Origin of the sequence: Deinococcus maricopensis DSM 21211 (assembly GCF_000186385.1) — a bacterium.
GTDB classification, from domain to species: domain Bacteria; phylum Deinococcota; class Deinococci; order Deinococcales; family Deinococcaceae; genus Deinococcus_B; species Deinococcus_B maricopensis.
In genome coordinates this window covers 2,794,534-2,811,764 of the sequence record NC_014958.1, presented here as the reverse complement: position 1 = coordinate 2,811,764, position 17,231 = coordinate 2,794,534, and the positions used below count along the sequence as shown (strand labels likewise).

General features: G+C 69.3%; 18 protein-coding genes. 11 read left to right on the top strand and 7 right to left on the bottom strand.

Annotated features, from left to right (window positions below; all coding sequences use genetic code 11):
- Nucleotides 1-52 precede the first annotated feature (52 nt).
- From DEIMA_RS18880 to DEIMA_RS13150, 6 genes are all read left to right on the top strand, one after another.
- Nucleotides 53-805 (top strand): LysM peptidoglycan-binding domain-containing protein, encoded by a 753-nt coding sequence (locus tag DEIMA_RS18880; protein WP_013557762.1) that lies wholly within the window; start codon nucleotides 53-55, stop codon nucleotides 803-805.
- Between the two features lie 98 nt (nucleotides 806-903).
- The gene (locus tag DEIMA_RS13175) at nucleotides 904-1,224 is read left to right on the top strand and encodes a PadR family transcriptional regulator (protein WP_013557761.1); all 321 of its coding nucleotides are present in this window, start codon (nucleotides 904-906) and stop codon (nucleotides 1,222-1,224) included.
- Nucleotides 1,225-1,229: 5 nt separating this feature from the next.
- Nucleotides 1,230-1,532: a permease prefix domain 1-containing protein gene (locus DEIMA_RS13170; RefSeq protein ID WP_013557760.1), complete on the top strand. Its 303-nt coding sequence runs from the start codon at nucleotides 1,230-1,232 to the stop codon at nucleotides 1,530-1,532.
- Nucleotides 1,529-2,251, top strand: coding sequence for a signal peptidase I (lepB, locus tag DEIMA_RS13165; protein WP_013557759.1), 723 nt, complete (start codon nucleotides 1,529-1,531; stop codon nucleotides 2,249-2,251). The genes DEIMA_RS13170 and lepB overlap by 4 nt, the downstream gene beginning before the upstream one ends.
- 66 nt (nucleotides 2,252-2,317) lie before the next feature.
- Nucleotides 2,318-3,889, top strand: coding sequence for an FAD-binding oxidoreductase (locus tag DEIMA_RS13160; RefSeq protein ID WP_013557758.1), 1,572 nt, complete (start codon nucleotides 2,318-2,320; stop codon nucleotides 3,887-3,889).
- An 873-nt stretch (nucleotides 3,890-4,762) separates the two neighbouring features.
- The gene (locus tag DEIMA_RS13150) at nucleotides 4,763-6,547 is read left to right on the top strand and encodes an ABC transporter ATP-binding protein (protein ID WP_013557756.1); all 1,785 of its coding nucleotides are present in this window, start codon (nucleotides 4,763-4,765) and stop codon (nucleotides 6,545-6,547) included.
- 101 nt (nucleotides 6,548-6,648) lie between these two features.
- On the opposite strand, the gene DEIMA_RS13145 is transcribed toward DEIMA_RS13150, so the two are convergent.
- Genes DEIMA_RS13145 through DEIMA_RS13130 form a run of 4 tightly spaced genes read right to left on the bottom strand, consistent with a single transcriptional unit; the run spans nucleotide 6,649 to nucleotide 10,772 of the window.
- Nucleotides 6,649-7,518, bottom strand: coding sequence for a hypothetical protein (locus DEIMA_RS13145; protein WP_013557755.1), 870 nt, complete (start codon nucleotides 7,516-7,518; stop codon nucleotides 6,649-6,651).
- Between the two features lie 5 nt (nucleotides 7,519-7,523).
- Complete coding sequence (locus DEIMA_RS13140; protein WP_013557754.1) at nucleotides 7,524-7,973, bottom strand: type IV pilus modification PilV family protein; 450 nt, start codon at nucleotides 7,971-7,973, stop codon at nucleotides 7,524-7,526.
- Nucleotides 7,963-8,442 carry a type II secretion system protein gene (locus DEIMA_RS13135; RefSeq protein ID WP_013557753.1) on the bottom strand — a complete coding sequence of 160 codons (480 nt, stop codon included), beginning with the start codon at nucleotides 8,440-8,442 and terminating at the stop codon, nucleotides 7,963-7,965. The genes DEIMA_RS13140 and DEIMA_RS13135 overlap by 11 nt, the downstream gene beginning before the upstream one ends.
- Nucleotides 8,439-10,772: a DUF4900 domain-containing protein gene (locus DEIMA_RS13130; RefSeq protein ID WP_169311942.1), complete on the bottom strand. Its 2,334-nt coding sequence runs from the start codon at nucleotides 10,770-10,772 to the stop codon at nucleotides 8,439-8,441. Before DEIMA_RS13130 ends, DEIMA_RS13135 begins: the two co-directional genes overlap by 4 nt.
- Before the next feature lie 63 nt (nucleotides 10,773-10,835).
- Between DEIMA_RS13130 and DEIMA_RS13125 the strand changes: the two genes are divergently transcribed.
- The 4 genes from DEIMA_RS13125 (at nucleotide 10,836) to DEIMA_RS13110 (ending at nucleotide 13,976) form a co-directional block, all read left to right on the top strand.
- Nucleotides 10,836-11,390 (top strand): C39 family peptidase, encoded by a 555-nt coding sequence (locus tag DEIMA_RS13125; protein ID WP_043816757.1) that lies wholly within the window; start codon nucleotides 10,836-10,838, stop codon nucleotides 11,388-11,390.
- Nucleotides 11,387-11,926 carry a tRNA (adenosine(37)-N6)-threonylcarbamoyltransferase complex dimerization subunit type 1 TsaB gene (tsaB, locus tag DEIMA_RS13120; RefSeq protein ID WP_013557750.1) on the top strand — a complete coding sequence of 180 codons (540 nt, stop codon included), beginning with the start codon at nucleotides 11,387-11,389 and terminating at the stop codon, nucleotides 11,924-11,926. The genes DEIMA_RS13125 and tsaB overlap by 4 nt, the downstream gene beginning before the upstream one ends.
- Before the next feature lie 68 nt (nucleotides 11,927-11,994).
- Nucleotides 11,995-13,179, top strand: a complete 1,185-nt coding sequence (locus tag DEIMA_RS13115; RefSeq protein ID WP_013557749.1) for an alanine--tRNA ligase-related protein — start codon at nucleotides 11,995-11,997, stop codon at nucleotides 13,177-13,179.
- A complete protein-coding gene (locus DEIMA_RS13110) occupies nucleotides 13,176-13,976 on the top strand; it encodes a polyphosphate kinase 2 family protein (protein ID WP_013557748.1) in 801 nt (266 codons plus the stop codon). Before DEIMA_RS13115 ends, DEIMA_RS13110 begins: the two co-directional genes overlap by 4 nt.
- A gap of 98 nt (nucleotides 13,977-14,074) precedes the next feature.
- On the opposite strand, the gene DEIMA_RS13105 is transcribed toward DEIMA_RS13110, so the two are convergent.
- The 3 genes from DEIMA_RS13105 to DEIMA_RS18440 form a co-directional block, all read right to left on the bottom strand.
- Entirely contained in the window at nucleotides 14,075-15,151 is a 1,077-nt protein-coding gene (locus DEIMA_RS13105; RefSeq protein ID WP_013557747.1) for a PilT/PilU family type 4a pilus ATPase, read from the bottom strand.
- Between the two features lie 100 nt (nucleotides 15,152-15,251).
- On the bottom strand, nucleotides 15,252-16,100 hold the full coding sequence (panC, locus tag DEIMA_RS18445; protein ID WP_013557746.1) for a pantoate--beta-alanine ligase: 849 nt from the start codon (nucleotides 16,098-16,100) through the stop codon (nucleotides 15,252-15,254).
- The gene (locus DEIMA_RS18440; RefSeq protein ID WP_043816753.1) at nucleotides 16,097-16,459 is read right to left on the bottom strand and encodes a phage holin family protein; all 363 of its coding nucleotides are present in this window, start codon (nucleotides 16,457-16,459) and stop codon (nucleotides 16,097-16,099) included. Before DEIMA_RS18440 ends, panC begins: the two co-directional genes overlap by 4 nt.
- Nucleotides 16,460-16,597: 138 nt before the next feature.
- Between DEIMA_RS18440 and DEIMA_RS13090 the strand changes: the two genes are divergently transcribed.
- On the top strand, nucleotides 16,598-17,179 hold the full coding sequence (locus DEIMA_RS13090) for a class I SAM-dependent methyltransferase (protein WP_013557744.1): 582 nt from the start codon (nucleotides 16,598-16,600) through the stop codon (nucleotides 17,177-17,179).
- Nucleotides 17,180-17,231: the final 52 nt, after the last annotated feature.

Genomic DNA, 17,231 nt, shown 5'->3' with positions numbered 1-17,231 from the left:
CTCTTGCCGCGCGTCACATGCGCCCCGCAGGGCTGACCCCTAGCGTGGGCGCATGTGGCCTTTTGGGAAATCGAGCGAGGACCGCCTCAAGGAGGCGTTGCAGGCGAATCACGTGACCGCGCGTGAGGCGGTGCAGGTCAAGGTGCAGGGCGGCACGGCCGTGTACAGCGGCGAGGTCAGCCAGCCGGCGGTCATCAACCTGCTGAAGCTGATTGCGGAAGGCATTGACGGCATCAAGAGCGTCGACACGAGCGGCGTGACGGCCCGCGCGGCCGCCCCGCAGGCGCCGTCGGGCCCGGCGACGCCAGCGGCCGAGCCGGACGCTCCGGCGCCCACCCTGTCGACCGTGGACCTGGGAAACGCCGGCATCCTGCCGCTGGATGCGGGGGAGGTGGAGGGCAGCAGCCGCCTGGCGAAGGCGGCGCACGCGGCCCTCCGCGCGAACGCGGAGTTGAAGGACAACCCGGTTGACGTGCTGCAGAGGGGTTCGACGATCATCCTGCGGGGCGCCGTGGACAATGACCATGAGGTGCGCCTGGCGGAGAAGCTGGTGCGCGCGGTGAGCGGCGTGGAGGCCGTGGACGTGAGTGGCCTGCGGGCTGTGGCGCAGGTCCGGGAACTGGCGCGCGAGCGGGACGAGGAAGGCGTCGTGTATACCGTGAAGGCGGGCGATACGCTCAGCGCCATTGCGCTGCGGTATTACGGCGACGCGAATGCGTACCGGCAGATCGCGCACGCGAACAACATCAGCGACCCGGACCGCATTCAGGCCGGGCAGCGCCTGCGCATTCCGGCGCGCGGCTAGGCGCGGCGAGGAGTGAGCGGTCCTGCGGGGCCGCTCTCATCTTTTCCGCTTGATTATCACAACCCGATATAGAAAGCTGATACTCGAAGGAGCTCTCCATGGACCCGACCCTCGTCCGCGGCAACCTCGACCTCGTACTGCTCAGCATCCTGGAAGGCGGCGAACGCTACGGCCTCGACATCAGCAAGGAAGCCAACACCCGCACCGACGGCTACTTCCAGCTCAACGCCGGCAGCCTGTACCCCGCCCTGCACCGCCTCGAAAAACACGGCTGGATTCAAAGCCAGGAACGCCAGCCCCCACGCGGCGGCCCCAGCGTCCGCTACTACACCCTCACCGACGCCGGCCGCGCCGAACTGCACCGCAAACGCAGCGCGTACGACACCTTCCACGCCGCCCTGCGCGCCCTCTGGAGCTGACCCGCATGCCCCTCCCCGAACCCGTCACCGCCTACCTGCACCGCGCCGCCCCCGGCCCCCGCCACGCCCGCCTGCGCGCCGAACTGCACGCCAACCTCCACCAGGCCATGCTCGACCACCGCGTCCGCGGCCTCAGCGAACACGACGCGTGGACCGCCGCCCTGCACGACTTCGGCCCGCCCCAAGCCGTCCACGCCGCCGCCCGCCCCCACCAGCGCCCCCTGCGCGCCACCCTCACCGCCCTGCTGCTCGCCGCCACCCTGGGCGGCGCCGCCTACGCCACCGCCGCCCAGGGCCTCCTCCGATGAACCGGCGCCTGCACGCCTTCTGGAACTCCTGGCTCGGCAGCGTCCTGATCGTCGTCCTGTTCACGCAGGCCGCCGCCACCGGCCTGCGCGTCGACGGCGTCAGCATGCTGCCGAACCTCCGCCACGGCGAATTCGTGATCATCCCCAAATACGAAGGCTGGGCGCACCGCCTCGGACTCGGCACGTACGCCCGCGGCGACGTCATCGTCTTCAAACCCCCACGCGACGCCGACGCCGAATGGACGCGCACGTGGCGCGGCCTCCCCCTTCCCTGGGCGTACCGCCCGTACCTCATCAAACGCGTCGTCGCGCTGCCCGGCGACCACGTCCGCATCCACGCCGGCGTCGTCACCGTCAACGGCCAGCCCGTCCCCCGCGACGCCGACACCACCGCGTACTGGCGCGCCCAGGGCTGCTGGGACACCGCCAGCACCACCGCGAACCTCGCCCACGACCCCCGCGTCCTCGGCGAAGGCCACGGCACCGAAACGCTCACCGTTCCGCCCGGCACGGTGTACGTCCTCGGCGACAACCGCTCCCCCGGCGGCAGCGTCGACTCGCGCGCGTTCGGCCCCGTCCCCCTGAGTGACGTCGCCGGCCGCGCCGCCCTCAGCGTCTGGCCGCTCCTGCGCCACCGTGACGCCCGCAGCGAATGCAGCGCCACGCGCGCCGTCCACCTCAGCGGCCCCCTCACGCTCAACGTCCGCGCGCACCCCTGAGCGGCCCCGGCACTTGCCGAGACGGGCTGCCCGCGCGTCCACGCGCGCTTCAGTACACTCGCAGCGATGACGAACCGCGCCCCCACCCGCCCCGCCGACGGCGCCGCCACTGTCACCCTCGACACGGACCCCATCGCCCTCGCGGGCGCCAGCAAGGACGCCGCGCACCTCGGCAGCACCCCGTTCGCCGTCGCCCGCCCCCGCACCGAAGCGGACCTCGCGCACCTCCTCACCCTCGGTCGGCCCGTCCTCGCCGTCGGCGCGCAGAGCAGCCTCACCGGCGGCGCCAGCGCCAGTGGCCAGATCATCGCCCGCATGGACCACTTCACGGGCCTCACCCTCCACGAGGACGGCACCGTCACCGCCGGCGCCGGCGTTCCCCTCACCGACCTGCTCGCCTTCCTGCACGACCACGGCCGCGACTACCCCGCCACGCCCACCTGGCTGGGCGCCACCGTCGGCGGCGTCACCGCAAACAACGCCGCCGGCGCCGCCACCTTCAAGTACGGCCCGACCCGCGCGTGGGTGCAGGGCCTCACCGTCGTCCTCGCGGACGGCGACGTCCTCGACCTGCAACGCGGCCAGGTCAGCGCCGACCACGACAGCTTCCTCATTGACGGCCCGGGCGGAGCGCGCCACGTGCCCCTCCCCGCCTACCGCACGCCCGACCTCCCGAAAATCGCCGGCGGCTACCACGCCCGCCCCCACATGGACCTCGTGGACCTGTTCATCGGCGCGGAAGGCACCCTCGGCATCATCACGCAGGTGCGCCTCCGGACCCTCCCGAAACGCGCGACCTTCACGCTCTGGCTCCCCCTGCGCGACGAGACCGCCGCCCTCGCCCTCACCGGCGCGCTGCGCGACGCGAGCCGCGCCACCTGGGCCAGCGGCGACCCGAACGGCCTGGACGTTGCTGCCGTCGAAAGCCTCGACGCGCGCTGCCTGCAGCTGCTGCGCGAGGACGGCCACACCCGCCACGTCCCCGCGCGCGCCGGGTACGCCCTCATCGTCCAGCTCGACGTGCCCCCCGCCTCCCGCGAAGCGTACGCCGCCGCGCTCGACGCCGCCTTCGACGACGACGCCCCCGACCACCCCCTCACGCGCCTCGTGCACCTGCTCCTCGAACACGACGCCTTCGACGACGCGCAGATCGCCCTGCCCGGCGACCCGTTCGCGGCAGACCTGCTGCGCCTGCGCGAAGCCGTTCCCGAAGGCGCGAACCGCCGCGTCGGCGAGGCCGGCGCCACCAAGGTCGGCGGCGACACCATCGTCCCCTTCGACCGCCTCCCCGAATGGCTCGCGTTCGTCCGTGCCGGCTTCGCCGAACAAGGCCTGGACGTCCTCATCTGGGGCCACCTCAGCGACGGCAACCTCCACCCAAACCTCCTCCCCCGCGGCCCGCAGGACGTCCCGGTGGCGTACGAACTGATGCAGGCCGCCGCGCACAAAGCCACCGAACTGGGCGGCGCGCCCCTCAGCGAGCACGGCGTCGGCAAACACAAGGTCAAACAGGCACTCCTGCGCGCGTTCTACGGCGACGCCGCCATCGACGACATGCGCGCCATCAAACGCGCCCTCGACCCGCGCGGACTGCTCGCGCCCGGCAACCTCTTCCCGGCGCAGGACACCCCCGCATGATCCTGATGCCCGCCGTGCCGTTCAGCCGCGACCTCGACCCCACCTATGCCGCCCGCCACCACGGCGAACGCGTCGCCCGCTCGACGACGAAGCCCTGCTGAGCGGCGACGTGCACAGCGCCCTGCGGTTCCTCCCCACCCTCCGCGCAGGGGAGAGGCCCGCACTGCGCACCTGGATGCTGCCCACCCCCGCCTACGCACGCCTGCACGCCGCCCTCATGGACTGCGGGTACACGCCGCTCACCTCACCCGCCGCGTACGCCTCACGCACCACCTGCCGCTCATCACCGACCACACCCCCGCCACGCGGGTCATCCCCCTCCACAGGCAAGCCGTCGACTGGCCCGGCGTCCACGCCGCCCTCACGCACTTCGGCGCCGCGCCCATCATCGTCAAGGACGACGTGAAATCCCGCAGGCACGAATGGACCGACGCCTGCTTCATCCCCGACGCGAGCGACCGCGCGCCCTGAACGTCATCCGCACTTTCGCGGAGCGCCAGGGCCCGAACCTCACCGGCAGCATCGTGCTGCGCGCCTTCGAACCGTTCGAACGCATCGGCACGCACCCGCAAAGCGGCCGACCCCTCACCCGCGAAATTCGCCTCTTCTCCATCCAGGGCCCGCCCTCACCAGCGACGACTGAGGGACCCGCAACCCCGCAGGCGCCCCCCTCCCCGAGGCGCAGCCGAACGCCATCGCCGCGCGCATCCCCAGCCCCTTCTTCACCCTCGACGCCACCCGTCACGACAACGTACCTGGCGCGTCGTGGAGCTCGGCGACGGCCAGGTCGCCGCCCTGCCTGACCACGCCAACCCCCACGACCTGCACGCCGCCCTCGCCGCCGCGCTGCACCCCTGAGCCTATGCTGGGCGCATGCGCGCCCCACCCCCCCGCGACCTCACCCCCCTCCGGCGCCTGTGGACCTACGTACGCCCCTACCGCGCCCTCCTCGCCACCGGCGTCACCTGCACCCTCATCGGCAGCGGCCTGAACCTCATCTTCCCCCGCCTGTTCGGCCACCTCATCGACGCGTCCTTCCTGCGCGTCGGCAGCACCGACACCGCCCCCCTCGACGCGATGGTCCTGCGCCTCCTCGGCGTCTTCGCCCTCGCCGCCACCTTCGCCGCCACGCAAAGCTACCTGCTCGCCCGCGTCGGCGTCAGCGTCGTCGCCGACGTCCGCCGCGCCCTCTTCACGCACCTCCTCACCCTCAGCCCCGCCTTCTTCGAAACGCGCCGCACCGGCGAACTCACCTCCCGCCTGACCGCCGACGCCGCCACCCTCCAGACCGTCAGCAGCAACGCCGTCGCCCAGCTCCTCAGCCAGACCGTCGCCCTTATCGGCGCGCTCATCCTGCTGTTCCTCACCAGCGCCCGCCTCAGCCTCCTCACCCTCGCCATCATCCCCATCGTCCTCGGCACCGCCTTCACCGTCGGCGCCCGCGTCCGCGCCATCAGCCGCGACGTCCAGGACCGCGTCGCCGACGCCAACGCCCACGCCGAAGAAGCCCTCGCCGGCGTCCGCACCGTCCAATCCTTCACCGCCGAGCCCACCGAAACGCGCCGCTACGCCCACGGCGTCCACGCCGCCCTCAACGCCGCCCTGCACCGCGCCCGCCTCAACGCCACCCTCGCCGGCACCATGAGCTTCCTGACCTTCGGCTCCCTCGCGCTCGTCCTCTGGTACGGCGGCCGCCTCGTCCTGAACGGCGACCTCACCCCCGGCACCCTCGTCAGCTTCCTCTTCTACGCCGTCACCGTCGGCGGCAGCGTCGGCGCCCTCACCGGCCTCTACACCCAGGTCATGGAAGCCCTCGGCGCGTCCGCCCGCATCTTCGACCTCCTCGACGAACCCCCCACCCTCCCCGAATCCCCCACCCCCACCCCCCTCAACCACCCCGCCGGCCACCTCCGCTTCGAGCACGTCACCTTCGCCTACCCCGGCCACGCCCCCACCCTCCACGACCTCACCCTCGATGTCCCCGCCGGCCACATCATCGCCATCGTCGGCCCCAGCGGCGCCGGTAAAAGCACCCTCGTCAGCCTCGTCCCCCGCTTCCACGACCCCACCAGCGGCCGCGTCACCCTCGACGGCACCGACCTCCGCCACCACACCCTCCGCGACCTGCGCGCCCACATCGGCCTCGTCCCCCAGGACACCCTGCTGTTCAGCGGCACCGTCCGCGACAACCTCCGCTACGGCCGCCCCGACGCCACCGACACCGACATCCACGCCGCCGCGCGCGCCGCCAACGCCCACGACTTCATCACCGCCCTCCCCGACGGCTACGACACCCCCGTCGGCGAACGCGGCATCAAACTCAGCGGCGGGCAACGCCAACGCCTCGCCATCGCCCGCGCCCTCCTCAAAGACCCCCGCGTCCTCATCCTCGACGAAGCCACCAGCGCCCTCGACAGTGAAAGCGAACACCTCGTCCAGACCGCCCTCGCACGCCTCATGACCGGCCGCACCACCCTCGTCATCGCGCACCGCCTCAGCACCATCCGCCACGCCCACCGCATCATCGTCCTGAACGCCGGCCGCATCGCCGAACACGGCACCCACACCGAACTCCTCGCCCAGGGTGGCCTCTACGCCGAACTGCACGCCCGCCAGTTCCTCCAGGGACAACACGAGACACCCCACAGCGCACCCTGAGGTCACGCCTTCAACGCTGAACCCCCTGACCACCCCACCCGGCAACGCCAAAAACCAGAGAGGCGCGCCGAGTACTCAGCTCGGCGCGCCTCTCTGGTCGATCAGAACCAGTTCTTCGGTCGGACCGTCGTGATGTACGACTGCAGCGTCGCCCCGGACGAGGACGGCAGCTCCAGCGTGCTGCTGCCACTGGCCCGCTCGAACGCGAGCGTGAAGCTCACGTCCTTCTGCGCCGTATTGACGACCACATCAAATCCACCGGTGGTCGGGTTGTCGCTGGGACGCACGAAGTCCGCCAGCAGACGGGCGGAAACCCCTGCCGCTTCAATGCAGCCACTTCGGGGCGGAAGCAGAGACGCGTTGAAGCTGCCATCCGTGTTATAGCTGGGCCGCCAATTCACGCCACTGCAGTACAGGTTGCGCCGGTATTCCATAAGGACCCAGCGGTTATCGTTGGCAGGGTCCATATCAGGCTTGTTTGATGGGCTCAGGGTGGCACTCGTGAGTGTGTTGCGCTTCAGAGGGTAGTACGCGAAGAAGCGGAAGCACCCATCGCTGCCATCGGGGTTTACCGTTGTGTTGGCGTCCTGAACGCATTCCCCTCCGGGGGTTTTGGGTGGGAGAATCATGGCCAGGATCGGATCTGTCTGAAGCGCCCAAGCGCTCCCGCCGGTCCCGCGGTACCCGACCGCGTTGACGGTCACGCCTGAACCGAAAGCGAAGCTGTTGGAAGCGGCGCTGCCAGCTGCGTTATAGCCGTAGACATAGATGGCCTCGTTCAGGCGTCCTGCGAGCAGGCGCTGCACCACCTGAGCGTCTTGGACCATCCCTGCGCGGGCGACGAGATTGTTGCTGCTCCCGATTCCCTGGTTGAGCAGTAAAAAGACCACGTTGAGGATCATGCCGACGATACCGAGCGTGATCAGCAGTTCAATAAGGGTCAGGCCAGCGGTGCGGGTAGGCGTCTGCATAGGAGTCACCGGGTGGACGGAGAGATGATGTCAAGGAAGACATCGACGTCCACGACGTTCTGTGCGTTGGTCTTCTGGAGCCGGATGCGGCGCGCTGCAGGTTGAGGGGTCTCGTTGCCGCTGCAGGGTGCGGTATCAGCACCGTTGTTGTCGAGATTGCGGCACGTATAGGTCAGGCCACTGGGAATAGTCACGCCAGTGCTTGCTGCGGTGTAGGCCGTGACCGCGGGATCTGTATCGAGATTCTGCCCATAGGTTTGCGGCGTCCAGTTGTCTCTGATCGCTTCCAGCGTGCTCTGCGCGCTTGTGGTGGCACTGAGCGTCGAGTTGCTATCCCTCTGGACACGGAACAAGCTGGTGAGGGGAGCCACGACGGCCGTAATCAGAATCGCGAATAACGCCATGGCAATCAGCGCTTCTGTCAGGGTGAAGCCATCATCTCGCTTATTCACCATTCAGCACCTTCCCGGTCACGCCAACCACGCGGACAATCCGGGGCGTGAGGTCGTTGCTGGTGGCCTGAAACTGAAATCCGTTCGATGTGGCGTCGACTTCACCGTAAGGGGCACTATAGGCGACTTTCCATTGGCTGGAGGCGGCAGCCACCCAGCTTCCACTGCTGTCCTGTACACCCTGAACGGTGAACCCGCTCGGCAGATTGACGGTCTGGGTCTGTCCGGCGAACTGCATTGTGTAAGCCGTGCCGGTGCTGTTCAGGGTCAGGGAGGTGTTCTGGTTCTGGGTGGTGGCGGCGCTCCGGATGCGGTTGAGGTCACTGGCGAACTGCGTCGCTGCCGCGCGGAGCTGAGTGGTGCGGTTCAGGCGCTGCATGCTTCCCAGAGTGAGCGTGGCGATGATGCCGACGATGAACATCACGATCAGGAGTTCCTGCAGCGTAAACCCTTGGGTCCGGTGGGTGTTCATGGGTTGCCCACGCGCTGTGTGACACCGCCGAAGACGGCCAGCGGCAGATTGATATCTGTATCATCAACGTCCCAGGGGGTCTTCTTGCGGGGGAATTTTGGTGGACGCGTCTTGCCACCGAGGCGTTTGTCGTAAACGAAGTTACGGGTGTAGCCGGTCTGGTTCACGCCGGTGCTGGAGTTAAACGTCCCGAAGGCACCGTACGTGTTTTCAATCAGGCCGCCGATCAGGTTGACGGCGCCACGTGCCGAACCTGCGCTGTAGTTCTCAACGGCGATGGTGCCCGTGCCAGACATGATGGAGGCATGGATGTTGACGTCGTTGGGAGCGTTCAGCGACGTGTCCGTGTTGTTGTTGCCAATCAGAACGTCGTCGGTGACGGAGTACACCCCAAGGACGTTCTGCGCGGCTTGGTTGTTGCATGGCGCGGGGGTCACGGTCGTGTTCGAAGTGCGCACGTTGGTGCCGCTGCAGGGCGGATCTTCATAAGTGAGGTTGCCGGTGATCCGGATCTGTCCCTTGCCGGCCACGGTCAGTTGGGCGAAACGTGCAATGGCCGTTCCACTGCCGCCGTTCGTCAGCCGGTCAATGCTGCCGTCGCCATAGACGACGCCATTGAAGGTGGAATTGGTACTCAGGGTGACACCGCTGGGCAGTGTGGCATTCGCGGCGTACCACTGACCGTTGCTGGCCTTGAACGCGTTCACCCAGGAGGTGCCGACCTTGATCTGCATCTGGTTGTCCTCGCCGTAGCGGTAGAACGTACAGGTGGTGGAAGTCGTGCAGGACGTGACCGTCTGATAGTTCGTGCCTGTGCTGTTGTCCTGCTTGAGGGTCAGGCTGTAAAGGTTACTTGAGAAGAACAAGCCGGATTGGAACCCAGCAACGCGCTGTTCCGACTGACGTTGAGTAGACGTGCAGGGGTTGGACGTCGCATCGTACGGTTGGCCGTTCGGGCAGTAATCGAAGCCGCTGGGTAATTGGACATAATCGGCGTTCCAGTCGACAGGCGGTTCGCCAGGTTTGAGGTCCGCAGGTGCTTTGGCGTCAAAGACCGGCGCGTTCCCGTTCACGCTGGGCTTCAGCGGGTTCCCGCCCATGTTCGTCGGGCTGGTGATGGTGCCTGATGCGGAGCCGAAGTATGCGCCGGACGTCTTCGTCCCGCAGGGATTGGAGGTGGTGGTGCTTTGGAAGGTGCACCCCGCAGAGGTGACCTTCCCGCCGAACCAGGGTTGCGCGCCGTTCGTGGCAGTGAACCGGAAATTCTGATTGGTGTGCACTGGCCCACCGAACAGCGTCGTCCCCGTGAAGTTGATGGTGCTGGGGTGGACGTTGGTGAACAGGGCGTACTTCGAGAACGAGTCCTGCGCAAGCTGCATCTCACCGACATCACGGAGGGAAACAGGGTTGCTGACGATGGTGGACTGGGCAATCACCTGATTGTTTTTGGTGACGGTGGCTGTCGCCACGGCAGGCAGGATCTCGTAACGCAGGATGAAGCTCCCGCTGTTCGGAGCAGATTCGCGGACATCCAGGATGCGGAACAGGCCAGAGTCATCGTTGGGAAGGGCCGCGTTCGGAAGATCCGTGAGCGTGGCGCCCCGTACGGTCATCGTGACCGTACTCCCATCCTGCGCCGTGACCGTCCGCGTAATGGGCGGCGCGGCGTTGACGTCAGCGACAGTGATGTTCTGGTAGTTCCCTGCATACGTCCGCAGTTCCTTCCCATAAAACATCGTCATCCAGTACTTCGCGGCTTTTTGCAGCACGGTGTTCGCGTCATCAGACGCGCTCACGACCTGCGCACTCAGATAGTTAGGGATGGTTGTTCCGGCCGCGCTGGGCAGAATGAGCGATGCCAGGAAAGCCGCCTGGCGCTTGCTCTTAATGAGGCGCGCATCGGGCGTATCAACAGGGGCATTTCCGGAGGCGGGGTTGTACGCCAACCCGCTCACATCACAGAACACAGGAAGAGTGGGGCGCTGTGACGCCCGGTTGGCCGCGCTGGGCGTCTGGGCGGTCACGCTCGGCGCAGTTACGCTGCCGCAGAGGTTGGTCTTGAGGGTGTTCTGCACTTCGATGGGATCGACTGTATAGGGGAAGTACATTCCCTGAATAAGGGTTGCGGCCTGCGCCACCTGCGCGCGCGCCACGGACGCGGCAGATTCCGCGGCGTACTGCACGCGGGACCCCTGCCGGGTGTCACCTGTCGATTTGCGTGACCCCAACACGACGTTCGTGGTGAGCAGCAGCAGGCTGATGAACACCACCATGACGAGCAGCACGGTCGCCACGAGAGTGATGCCTTGCTCGCGTTGAATCCTTTTCACGTTCTCATTCTGGGCGTTCGGGCGCCAGCAGACCATCCCCTCTCCGGGGGGTAGAATGGGGGCGTGAAGGGCGTTTGGGTGGTGTGCGCGGCGCTGCTGCTGGGGGGCGCGCAGGCGCGTCCGGCGTCGGCGTACCTGGGGGGGCTGACGCACGTGGCGCAGTCGTACAACAATTGCGGGCCGGCAGCGATCGTGAGCGTGCTCGGGTATTACGGCACGCGCGCGGATCAGGCGGCGGTCGCGCGGGCGTTGCGTCCGCAAGGGGGGTACATGCGCGCGGACGTGATCGCGCCGTTCGTGGCGCAGTACGGGCTGCGCGCGGCGCGCTTCCGGGCGGGGAATGCCGAGCACCTGCGGCGCCTGGTGGCGGCGGGTGTGCCGGTGATCGTGCTGCAGTGGCTGGACCGCGTGGGCGGCATTCCGCATTTCCGGGTGGTGCGCGGGTACGACGATGCGCGCGGCGTGTTCTACCTGGATGATCCCCTGTATGGTGCGAACGTGGTCGTGAGTTATGCGGAGTTCGCGCGGTTGTGGGGCGTGTACGGGCAGGAGTTCATTCCGGTGTTCCCGGCGGGTTGGGAGGCGCGTGTGGACGCGCTGCTGGGGTTCGCGTCGTGATTCTGGCGGTGGAGACGGCCACGCCGTTCCTGGCGGTGGCGCTGGTTGGTGAGGGTGTGCGGGTGGCGCGGGTGGAGCGCGTGGAGCGCGCGCACGCGGAGCGCCTGGCGGGGGCGGTGCAGGCCGCGTTCGAGGAGGCGGGCGTGCCGATGCGCGCGGACGGCGTGGTGATCGGGACGGGCCCGGGGTCGTACACGGGCGTGCGGGTCGGCGCGAGTTACGCGTTGGGCGTGGCGCGCGCGTGGGGCGTGCCGGTGCGGGGCGTGAGCACGTTGGAAGCCCTCGTGGGGGGGCATGAGGGGCGCGTGGCGGTGTCGCTCGATGCCCGCAAGGGGCAGGTGTACGGCGCTGTGTATGACGTGGAGGGCGGCGTGGTGCGGGCCGTGCCGGTCCCACCTGCGAAGTTCGCGCTGGAGGCGTTCGGAGAGGTGGCTGGCGGGGGCGTGTGGGTGCGGGACGGCGCGCCGGATCCGGTGGCGCTCGCGTGGAACGGCGCGGCGCATGGCGTGACGGATTGGGCGTTGTCGTACCTGTAGGCGGGCGCTTGGGGGCTGCCTGAACGGCGCGGCGGTTGTGTGGGTGGCCTTCCGGTACAGTCTGGGGCATGACGACGGAATTGTGGTTCCGGGACGACCCGACGCGCCTGACGTTCGATGCGCGCGTCATGGAGGTGCGGGATGGCGCCGTGGCGCTGGACGGCACGTGCTTCTACCCTGAGGGTGGCGGGCAGAATGCGGACGCGGGCACGCTCGCGTGGGCGGGCGGTGAGGTGCGCGTCGTGGACGTGCAGCGCGAAGCGGGCGTGGTGTGGCACCGCGTGGACGGCCCGGCGCCGGCGGTGGGGGAGGCGGTCATGGGCCGCGTGGAGGCGGGGCGCCGCTGGCGGCACATGGAGCGGCACAGCGGTGAGCACCTGCTCGCGCAGGCGTTCGTGCGGATTCACCCGCGGTTGAGGGTGGCGGCCGTGAGTATGCGCAGTGCCGAGTGCACCCTGGACCTGGAGGGCGATCCTACCGAGGCGGAGGTGCGCGCGGCCGAGGCGCTCCTGCGGGAGGTGATCCGCCGGGACCTGCGGCTGGAGACGGTGACGGTCCCGGAATCGGAACTGGGGTCGTACCCGCTGCGGCGGCCCCCGCAGGTGCGCGGGGACGTGCGCCTGGTGATGTTCCGCGATGAAGCGGGTGAGCTGTTCGACGTGAGCGCGTGTGGGGGGACGCACGTGCCGCGCGCGGCGGTGGTCGCGCCAGTGGTGGTGCTGCGCACGGAACGCGTGCGGGGCGGCCTGACGCGTGTGGTGTTCATGGCCGGCGAGGAGGCGCAGGCGTACCTGGGCGGCGTGTACCGCGACGCGCGCGCGCTGGCCGGCACCTTCAGTACGGGCGTAGAGGGCCTGAGTGAGCGCGTGGAGGCCCTGCGTGCCGAACGTGACGCCCTGAGCGCAGAGTTGAAGCAGGCCCGCACGCAGCTGGCCGCGGCCCTGACCCTTCAGGTCACGCCGGAGTCGCTGAATGGGGCGCCGGTGCGTTTCGTGGCGCTGCCGGACGCGCGGTTGCTGCCGGACGTGCTGGAGGCCACGCCCGCGCAGGAGGTCGTCGTGGCGTTCGCGCCGGACGGCCGGGTGGGCGTCGGCAGCGCCCGTGCTGACGTGCAAGCCGGGCAGGCCCTCAAGGTCGCGCTCGGCGCGAGCGGCGGGCGCGGCGGCGGCCGACCGGACCGCGCGCAGGGGCAGACGCCCGACGTGGACGCCTTCCTGCGCGCCGCGCGCACGCACCTGGGCGGTGAGGCATGAACCTGAAAGCGTACCGGTTCACGGGCGGTAAGGTGAGCCTCGCGGACATTCCCACGGACGCGGACGGCGGCCTGACCCGCGCGGACGCCGAGGCGCGCATGGTCACGCTGGGTGCGCGCCTCGCGGAGCTGCAGGAACGCCTGTACGCCGAGGGGAAACGCAGCGTGCTGCTGGTCCTGCAGGCGCGGGATGCGGGCGGGAAGGACGGCACTGTGAAGCACGTGTTCGCGGGCGTGAACCCGCAGGGCGTGCGCGTGACGAGCTTCAAGGCGCCCACCCTGCAGGAGCGCGCGCATGACTTCCTGTGGCGCGTGCACGCGCAGACGCCGCCCGCCGGGTTCATCGGCGTGTTTAATCGCAGCCACTACGAGGACGTGCTGGTGCCGCGCGTGCACGGCCTGCTGGACGGCCGCGGCGCGCGGCGCCGCCTGGAGCACCTCGTGGCGTTTGAGGCCCTGCTGCATGACAGCGGCACGCGCGTCGTGAAGGCGTACCTGCACATCAGCAAGGAAGAGCAGCGGCAGCGTCTGCAGGCGCGCCTGGACGACCCGCAGAAGCACTGGAAGTTCGACCCGGCGGACCTCGCGGAGCGCGAGCTGTGGGACAAGTACACGGCCGTGTACGAAACGGTCATTGAGCGCAGCGGCACGAAACGCGCGCCGTGGTACGTCATCCCCTCGGACCACAAGTGGTACCGGAACCTGGTCGTGTCGCAGTTGCTGGTGGATACGCTGGAGGACCTCGATCCGCAGTTCCCGCCCCCCACGTTCGACGCGAGCAAGATCCGTCTGAAATGAACCCAGCGGGGCCACCCTGGGGCGGCCCCGCTCAGGGGGCCAGTTGGTCGACTGAGTCTCGCTGCGAGGGGACGCCGCGGCGCCCCCTCCCTTGCGCCTCAGAAGCTGACGCCCTGCCGGGTGATCATCAGGCGCAGTTCGTGCGGGCTGGTCGCGGCGTCCAGCGCCTCATCCAGCGAGATCAGGCCGTGCTTGTAGTGCTCCACCAGCTTCTGGTCGAAGGTGTGCATGCCGCGCACGTTGTCTTCGAGGAGGGCGTCCTTGATGAGCGGCGTCTTGTCCTCGTCCTTGATGTAGTCCTGAATCAGGGGCGTGTTCAGCAGCAGTTCCGTGCCGAGCACGCGGCCGACACCGTCGGCGCGGCGCAGCAGGCGCTGGCTGATGATGCCCACCAGCGAGTCCGCGAACAGCGTCCGCACCTGGTCGCGTTCGTGCGGCTGGAAGAAGTCGATGATGCGGTTCACAGTGCGCACGGCGTCCTGCGTGTGCAGCGTGCTGAGCACCAGGTGGCCGGTCTGCGCGGCGGTCAGGGCCGCCTCGACGGTTTCCTTGTCGCGCATCTCGCCGATCATGATGACGTCCGGGTCCTGGCGCATGGCGTACTTCAGGGCGCTGCGGAAGTCGCGGGTGTCGCTGCCGACCTCGCGCTGCACCACGATGCTCTTGCGGTTGCGGTGCAGGATCTCGATGGGGTCCTCGACGGTGATGATGTTGTACGGGAACGACCGGTTCAGGTGGTCCACGAGGCTGGCGAGGGTGGTGCTCTTGCCGCTGCCGGTCGGGCCGGTCACGAGGATCAGGCCGCGCGCGTGGCTGGCGAGGTGCTGCATGGTCTCGACGGGCAGGCCGAGCGCCTCGAAGCTGGGGATAACGTCCGAGACGATGCGCATGACGATGCCGACCGCGCCGCGCTGCCGGAAGACGTTGCAGCGGAAGCGTGCGACGCCGCTCAGCGAGTACGCGCAGTCCAGTTCGTTGCGGTACTCGAAGTCGTCCCACTGGTCGGTGGTGAGCAGCGCCTGCGCGAGCACCTGCGTGTCGGGAGGCATGAGCGGCTCCGTGCCGAACGGCACGAGCACGCCGTCAATGCGGGCCATGGGGGGGCTGCCCGCCTGGATGTGGACGTCGCTGGCGCGTTTGGCGACCATCTGCCGCAGAAGTTCATCGAGGGTCATGAGTCGGCCTTCAGTGTACGTTGTGTCTTTGCGCGGCGATGTGACCAGAGCGGCATGGCGTGTGAGATGCCTCACACGCCATGCCGCTCCGGCGGGGCGCTCAGTCCTGCGGAACGAGCGGAAGGTTGTCGATCAGGCGCACCCCATGAATCCGCGCCGCCGCGACGATCCGCGCGCCCACGGCGACCTCCTCTGTAACGGCACCGACAGGCTGCAGGTCCGGGTCCACGACGTCCAGGTAATCAAGCGTGAAGGCCGCCTCGCGCGCCAGGGCGGCCGCGCCCACTTCGCGCAGCGCGTCCCCGTCCCGGGTGCCGCTCGCGTACGCCGCCTGCACCGCCCGCAGCGCCGCGGACAACGCCGTCGCCTGCGCGCGCCCCTCGTCCGTGAAGTAGCTGTTGCGGCTGCTCAGGGCCAGGCCGGACGCCGCGCGCACGGTCGGCACCCCCACGATCTCCACCGGGACGTTCAGGTCCCGAACCATACGGCGCACCACCGCGAGCTGCTGCCAGTCCTTCTCGCCGAAATACGCACGCGCGGGCTGCACCATGTTCAGGAGCTTCAGGACCACCGTGGCCACCCCATCGAAGTGGCCGGGCCGGCTGGCGCCCTCGAACCCGGCGCTCACGCCGCCCACCTGCACGTTCGTGACGTACCCGTGGGGGTACACCTCACCCACGTCCGGCACGAACAGCACGTCCGCGCCCGCCTCTGCCGCCACCTGCGTGTCGCGCTCCAGATCGCGCGGGTAGCGGCTCAGGTCCTCGTTCGCACCGAACTGCCGCGGGTTCACGAACACGCTCACCACCACGCGGTCCGACTCGGCCCGCGCGCGGCGCACCAGCGTCGCGTGCCCCTCGTGCAGGTAGCCCATGGTGGGCACGAACCCCACGCGGCGCGCACCCGCCAGCGCCTCACGCAGGGCCGCCACGGTCGTGACCTTGATCACTTGTGGCCCTCGCGGCGGTGCAGCACCAGGTCCAGCGCCCAGCTGATCACCGCGAGGATCAGCGCGCCCACCACGGCCGCGCCGAACCCACGGACCTCCAGGCTCGTGAGGCCCGAGACGATCATCAGGACCACGCCGTTCACGACGAGCGTGAACAGCCCGAGCGTCAGGACGTTCACGGGCAGGCTGAGCAGCAGCAGCACCGGACGGATCAGGGCGTTCACGAGGCCGAGCACCAGCCCGGCCACGAGGGCGTCCCAGGGGTTCCCGCCGCGCGCGAAGTACACCCCGCTGTACAGCAGCGTCGTGAGCCACAGGGCGAGCGCGTTCACGCCCACCTTGACGAGCAGATTCACCATGCGCCCAGCGTACGGCATGCGCGCCGCCCAGGAGGGCCCTCGGCGCGCCGGTGATGTTCGCCGCCGCCTGTTCTGCCCGGCAAGTAAGGTGGAAGGCCATGCCTGCTCAGCCGCCACGGCGCGCCCGGAGAACGCCCCGTGCGCCACCTGAACCGGCGGGCCAGTTCGTCGTTCAGCCACCCGACCGGCCTGCTGGAGCGCCTGACCGGGCTCCTGATGGACTGGGAGAACCGCTACCTGAACGCCCTTGTGTGCCGCCAGTTGCGGGGCGGCACCGGGGAGCGCGTGCTGGAAGTGGGGTTCGGGACTGGCCGGACCCTCGCGCGCCTCGCCCGCGACTCGGCCCGCCACTGCGTGGTGGGCGTGGACCACTCGGCGCTGATGGTCACCCAGGCACGTCGCCGCTGCCGCTGCGCAGTGCTCGCCGGGCGGGTGGACGTACGGCAGGGCAACTTGGCCGCCCTGCCATACCCGGACGGTACGTTCGATGCCGCGCTGTCCGTGGACGCCCTGGACTTCTGGGCGGACCGGCACGGCGCGCTCAGCGAACTTCGGCGGGTGCTCCGGCCGGGCGGGCACCTGCTGCTCGGGTATCACCCCGCCCACGCCCTGAACGGCGCCCCGGGCCTCCGCCTGGATACCGACGAGGCCCTCGGCGCGGCGCGGCACGGCGCCGGGTTCGTGCTGACGGGCGCCGTCCACGACCCCCGTGTGCCCTAGGCGCCACGTGCAGCATCGCGGCGCGCCCCTGAAAGCGGAGGCCCGTGCCGCG